The sequence below is a fragment of the Streptomyces sp. MBT65 genome (assembly GCF_016612545.1).
Lineage (GTDB): Bacteria > Actinomycetota > Actinomycetes > Streptomycetales > Streptomycetaceae > Streptomyces.
Genome location: NZ_JAENRY010000466.1, coordinates 1 through 5,531, shown reverse-complemented (window position 1 = coordinate 5,531; position 5,531 = coordinate 1). Strand labels below are relative to the sequence as shown.

Genomic DNA, 5,531 nt, shown 5'->3' with positions numbered 1-5,531 from the left:
GGGTCGACGGGCCTGATCGCCGCCGATGCCAGGATCCCCGAACTGGCGGCGATCAGGCCCGTCGACCCCTCGTTGCCCAGCAACTCCTCGCAGGCGGCGACCACTTCGGCCGTACCGGCGATGGCGCGGAGGTCGAAGAAGCCGGGGTTCTCGCGGACCGAGGCGACGGGGGTGAGCCCCGGGGCGATGTGCGGGAGGAGCCGGGAGGCGTAGGTGATGACGTCCGTCGGCACGCGGAAACCGGCCGTCAACTCCTCGATCACGCCCTCCGATTTGCCGAGGTGGGCCAGTGCCTCGTCCCAACTCCGCGTCGCCCAGGGCGTGGTGCCCTGCGCCAGATCGCCGAGGACGGTCGCCGAACCGGTGGTGCAGCGGCGGCCCACGGCCCGGTACTGCATCGGGGAGAGGTCCTGCGCCTCGTCGAGCACGACATGCCCGAGCGAGTGCGTCCGCTGCACGAGGTCGGTCGCCTCGTCGATCAACACGGCTTCCGCGGCCGACCACTTGGCGGCCTTCACGCTCCGCACGGCCTTCGCCCAGAGGATCGTCTTCTGCTCGTCCTCGTCGAGGATCCCGTCCGCGTGCTCGGCGAGGAAGTCCGCGTCGGTGAGCAGCCGCAGCACGAGCTTCGCGGGCTCGACCGGCGGCCAGACCGCCTTGACGGCCGCCTTCACCGCCGCGTTGCGCGCCACGGCGTCCTGCACCCGGTCGTCCGGCGCCTCCCCGGACCGCTCCATCTGCACCAGCACGACATGCGCGATGCGCTGCGGAAGCGCCTCGCGGGCGGCGCCGTAGCGGATGTCGCGGTCGAGCAACTCCCGCACGATGGCTTCGAGTTCGTACGCCGGGACCCGCCAGCGGCGTGAGCCGCGCACCACCATCACCGGTTCGGTGGGCACGGTGACGTGCGAGTAGACGGCCTTCCTCAGCACCTCGGCCATGCGGGCGTCGCCCTTGATGACGGCGGCCGGTGCCTCGTCCGTGCCCTGCACCTCGACATGCGCGACCAGGTCGTCCACGGTGCCCTGGCGGACCGTCAACTCGCCCAGTGCGGGCAGGACTTGCTCGATGTAGTGCAGGAAGGACTTGTTCGGCCCGATGACGAGGGTGCCAGTGCGGGCCAGCCGCTCGCGGTGGGCGTAGAGGAGATAGGCGACCCGGTGCAGACCGACGGCCGTCTTCCCGGTGCCGGGACCGCCCTGCACACAGACCGTCCCGCCGAGACCGGACCGTACGATCTCGTCCTGCTCGGGCTGGATGGTCGCGACGATGTCGCGCATCGGGCCGACGCGGGGCCGCTCGATCTCCTGCTGGAGCAGCTTGCTGGTGGCGGCGGCCTCGGCCGGGTCCATGAGGTGCTCGTCCTCGTACGCCGTGAGGTCGCCGCCCGTGTACCCGAAGCGGCGGCGCAGCGAGACGTCCAGCGGGTCCTTCTTGGACGCCCGGTAGAACGGCTGTGAGACCGGCGCGCGCCAGTCGATGACCATCGGGTCGCCGTCGCCGTCGTGCACATGCCGGCGCCCGATGTAGAACTGCTCGCCCTCCGCGCCCTCGGCCTGCTCGGCGCCCGGCGCGTGCAGGTAGTTGAGGCGGCCGAAGAAGAGCGGGGTGTCGCTGAGGTCGGCGAGCGCCTTGATCCGGTCGTCGATCTGGCGGGCCAGCACCGCGGCGTTGACCCAGTTCGCGGTGACGTCCTTGATGTCGAGCGACTCGACGTCCTCGCGCATGGCGCGGAGCGCGGAACGGGAGGAGGCGAGGTGGGAGCGTTCGCGGGAGAGAGGGTCGTCGGTGGGCGTGGACAAGGGGGTGCCTCCGGAGGACCTGCTGTGGCTGCTGGGTGGGTGGTGCCGACCGGTTTCCGTCCGGGCGGCGGCACTCCCTGCGGGGAGGCGGGCAAGAGCGGAGATTCTAGGTCAGGGGAAGCGGCGGGGGCGAATGGTTTTACGGCCGCGTTGACGCCCGAGTCGACGCCCGCGTTGCGCCCGCGTGTGCGTCCCCTAGGGGACGACCCCTCCACCCAGGAGGGGAAGGGGTCCGCCCGGAGGCGTACACGAGCGGCCCGGAGGTTGGGTCTCAGGACCGATGCCGACCTTATGTCCCAAGACGCACCATGGATTCATGAGCGCAGCAACCATTCACCCCGCCCCCGTCCGCCCGTCCGGCGCCACACCGGTCAACGGCGGCACCCGCCCCCATCGCCTGGGCAATGCCCTCCGCGCCATAAAAGTCTTCGCGGGCGCCGCGTTCAGCGTGGCCGTCCTCGGAGAGTACGGCGAGGAAGCGGGCATACGCCGTAAGTGACCACCGGGGTCACCCACGGCCGGTGCTCAGTTCTCCGCGAGGATCTCGTCCGCGTCCATGATCCGGTAGGCGTACCCCTGTTCCGCCAGGAAGCGCTGGCGGTGGGCCGCGAAGTCCTGGTCGATCGTGTCCCGGGCGACGACGGAGTAGAAGTGGGCCTGGTGTCCGTCGGCCTTCGGCCGCAGCACCCGCCCGAGCCGCTGGGCCTCCTCCTGGCGCGAGCCGAACGTGCCGGACACCTGGATGGCGACGGTCGCCTCCGGCAGGTCGATGGAGAAGTTGGCGACCTTTGACACGACGAGGACGCTGATCTCGCCCTCGCGGAAGGCGCCGAAGAGCTTCTCCCGCTGGGCGTTGGAGGTCTCGCCCTTGATCACCGGGGCGTTCAAGTGCTCGCCCAGTTCGTCGAGTTGGTCGATGTACTGCCCGATGACGAGAATCTGCTGACCGGCGAAGCGCCGCACGATCGCCTCCGTGACCTTCCGCTTCGTGGCGGTGGTCGCACAGAAGCGGTACTTCTCCTCGGCCTCGGCGGTGGCGTACGCGAGCCGCTCGGACTCGGTGAGATTGACGCGGACCTCGACACAGTCGGCGGGCGCGATGTACCCCTGCGCCTCGATCTCCTTCCAGGGCGCGTCGAACCGCTTCGGCCCGATGAGGGAGAACACGTCCGACTCCCGCCCGTCCTCGCGCACGAGCGTCGCCGTCAGCCCCAGCCGCCGTCGCGCCTGGAGGTCCGCGGTGAACTTGAAGACGGGCGCGGGCAGCAGATGCACCTCGTCGTAGAGGATGAGCCCCCAGTCGCGGGAGTCGAAGAGTTCCAGGTGGGGGTAGATCCCCTTCCGCCTGGTCGTCAGCACCTGGTACGTGGCGATGGTGACGGGCCGGATCTCCTTGCGCGTCCCGCTGTACTCGCCGATCTCCTCCTCCGTCAGCGAGGTCCGCTTGATCAGCTCGTGCTTCCACTGCCGGGCGGAGACGGTGTTGGTGACGAGGATCAGCGTGGTCGACTTGGCCTGCGCCATGGCCCCCGCGCCGACCAGGGTCTTCCCGGCACCGCAGGGCAGCACGACGACACCGCTGCCCCCGTGCCAGAAGTTCTCCACGGCCTGCTTCTGGTACGGCCGCAGCGCCCACCCGTTCTCGTCCAGCTCGATCGGGTGCGCCTCGCCGTCGACGTACCCGGCGAGGTCCTCGGCCGGCCAGCCCAGCTTCAGCAGCACCTGCTTGATCTGGCCGCGCTCGGAGGGGTGCACGGCCACGGTGTCGGGGTCGAGCCGGTTGCCGACGAGCGGGGCGACCCGCTTCGACCGCAGGATCTCTTCGAGGACGGGCCGGTCGGTGGTGGTGAGCACGAGCCCGTGCGCGGGGTGCTTGGAGAGCGTCAGCCGGCCGTACCGGTCCATGGTCTCGGCGATGTCCACGAGCAGCGCGTGCGGCACGGGATACCGGCTGTACTCCACCAGCGCGTCCACGACCTGCTCGGCGTCGTGCCCGGCGGCCCGCGCGTTCCACAGCCCCAGCGGCGTCACCCGATACGTGTGGATGTGCTCGGGCGCCCGCTCCAGCTCGGCGAACGGCGCGATGGCGCGCCGGCACTCGTCGGCTCGCTCGTGATCGACCTCGAGGAGCAGGGTCTTGTCGGACTGGACGATGAGGGGGCCATTCACGTACGTACACATCCCTTCCGCACGGCCAAACGTCCAGTGTGCACTACCGGCCGATGATCACGGCGGGCTCTGCGAGGCTGAGCCCATGGGAGAGCTCGTGGAGCGGGTCGACGAACAGGACCGGGTGCTCGGGACGGTGGACCGGGGCGAGGCCATCGCGAACCACTGGATGCACCGCGTCGCGACGACCGTCTGCCGGGACGGGGAGGGCCGCGTCCTGGTGCACCGGCGGGCGGCGGACATGTCCCGGTTCCCGGGGCAGTACAACTGGCTGATCGGTGGCGCCGCGGAGGTCGGAGAGTCGTACGAGGAGGCGGCGGCCCGTGAACTCACCGAGGAACTCGGGGTGGTGGTGCCGGTGCGGTTCGCCTTCAAGTTCCTGTGCCGGGGCGTGATCAGCCCGTACTGGCTCGGCGTCCACGAGGCGGTCGTCCGTACGGACATCACCCCCGACCCCGGCGAGATCGCCTGGCACGCGTGGGTCACGGAGGACGAACTGCGGGAGATGGCCGCGCGGTCGACGTTCGTGCCCGACGGCGCCGACGCGCTGGCCCGCTACCTGAGCCGAAGCGGGCCATCTACCCCTCCGCCAGCTCCGCGACCCCCGTCACCCGGTGCAGCGGATACGTCCGTACCTCGTCCGCCGTGTGGTCGTACGCCGTGACGAAGCCGCCCTCCACCCGCATCGGGGCGATGACGCGCTGGCTGGCGGAGCCCTCGGCGTTGACGTAGCCGATCCAGACCGTGTCGCCGGTGAGGACGGCGGCCTGCATGGTGGCGAGGGTCTCGGCGGAGCTGGTGCGGGGGAGTTCGCCGGTCGGTGACGGGGTCGTCCTGAGGGGGGTCGTGGAGGCGCGGTCGCCCGCCCTGATCGCGCGGATCGCCGCCGACAGGAGGGTCGTGTCCGGGGTCGGCGGGCCGTCCGGTACCGGTTCCGGGGCCGTGCGGGGCGGGGTGCGGTGGGCGTGGGCCCGGGTGATGACGACATCGCCGTCGGCGGACTCGGCGGCCGGCGCGAAGCCCATCGCGCGCAGCCCGTCGAGGAGCGCCGCCGGGTCGGCCTGCGCGGCCAGCACGGTCGGCGCGAGACGGCGCAGCCGCAGGCCCGCCGACCGCTTGTCCGCGAGGATCTCGCTGAGCACCGAGTCGTCGTCGCAGCGCACATACGCCGAGGCCGTACCGATCCGCAGATGGCCGTGTCTGCGGGCCACGTCGTCGATCAGGTAGGCGAGGGGCTGCGGGACCGGCGTACGGGAGTGCGCGGTGAGGAAGTCGTGCAGGTCGGAGGCGGAACGGCCCGCGTCCAGCGCCCGGCGCACCGAGCCCGGCGTGAAGCGGTAGACCGTCGCCCCGCCCTTCGACTCGACGTCCGCGAGCACGTCCAGCATGTCCGCCAACGGCCGTCGCAGCGGGCCCGGGGCCACCGCCGTCAGGTCCGCCTGGAGGAGGACGTGGTCCAAGGGCTCGGGCAGCAACGGCGCGAGGAGACGGGCGGCGGCGGCACTCGCCGTGGCCTGTTCGACGGGGGTGACCGGGCGGGGGGCCCTGTCGGCGCAGGGG

5 protein-coding genes are annotated in these 5,531 nt (G+C 71.4%); 2 read left to right on the top strand and 3 right to left on the bottom strand.

The window, feature by feature from the left end:
• Nucleotides 1–1,802: UvrD-helicase domain-containing protein (locus tag JHN63_RS48205; protein ID WP_200691474.1), on the bottom strand; the 1,802-nt coding region annotated here is incomplete at its 3' end.
• Nucleotides 1,803–2,118: 316 nt separating this feature from the next.
• On the opposite strand from JHN63_RS48205, the gene JHN63_RS48200 reads away from it, so the two are divergent.
• Nucleotides 2,119–2,301 carry a hypothetical protein gene (locus JHN63_RS48200; RefSeq protein WP_200691473.1) on the top strand — a complete coding sequence of 61 codons (183 nt, stop codon included), beginning with the start codon at nucleotides 2,119–2,121 and terminating at the stop codon, nucleotides 2,299–2,301.
• A 26-nt stretch (nucleotides 2,302–2,327) separates the two neighbouring features.
• Here JHN63_RS48200 and JHN63_RS48195 read toward each other — a convergent pair whose 3' ends face one another.
• Entirely contained in the window at nucleotides 2,328–3,971 is a 1,644-nt protein-coding gene (locus tag JHN63_RS48195) for a DNA repair helicase XPB (protein ID WP_329252116.1), read from the bottom strand.
• 85 nt (nucleotides 3,972–4,056) lie between these two features.
• Here JHN63_RS48195 and JHN63_RS48190 point away from each other — a divergent pair, with 85 nt between their 5' ends.
• The gene (locus tag JHN63_RS48190) at nucleotides 4,057–4,635 is read left to right on the top strand and encodes an NUDIX hydrolase (protein ID WP_200691471.1); all 579 of its coding nucleotides are present in this window, start codon (nucleotides 4,057–4,059) and stop codon (nucleotides 4,633–4,635) included.
• On the opposite strand, the gene JHN63_RS48185 is transcribed toward JHN63_RS48190, so the two are convergent.
• A partial coding sequence (locus JHN63_RS48185) for a helicase-associated domain-containing protein (protein WP_200691470.1) occupies nucleotides 4,550–5,531 on the bottom strand: 982 nt, incomplete at its 5' end. The two genes, JHN63_RS48190 and JHN63_RS48185, sit on opposite strands and share 86 nt — an antisense overlap.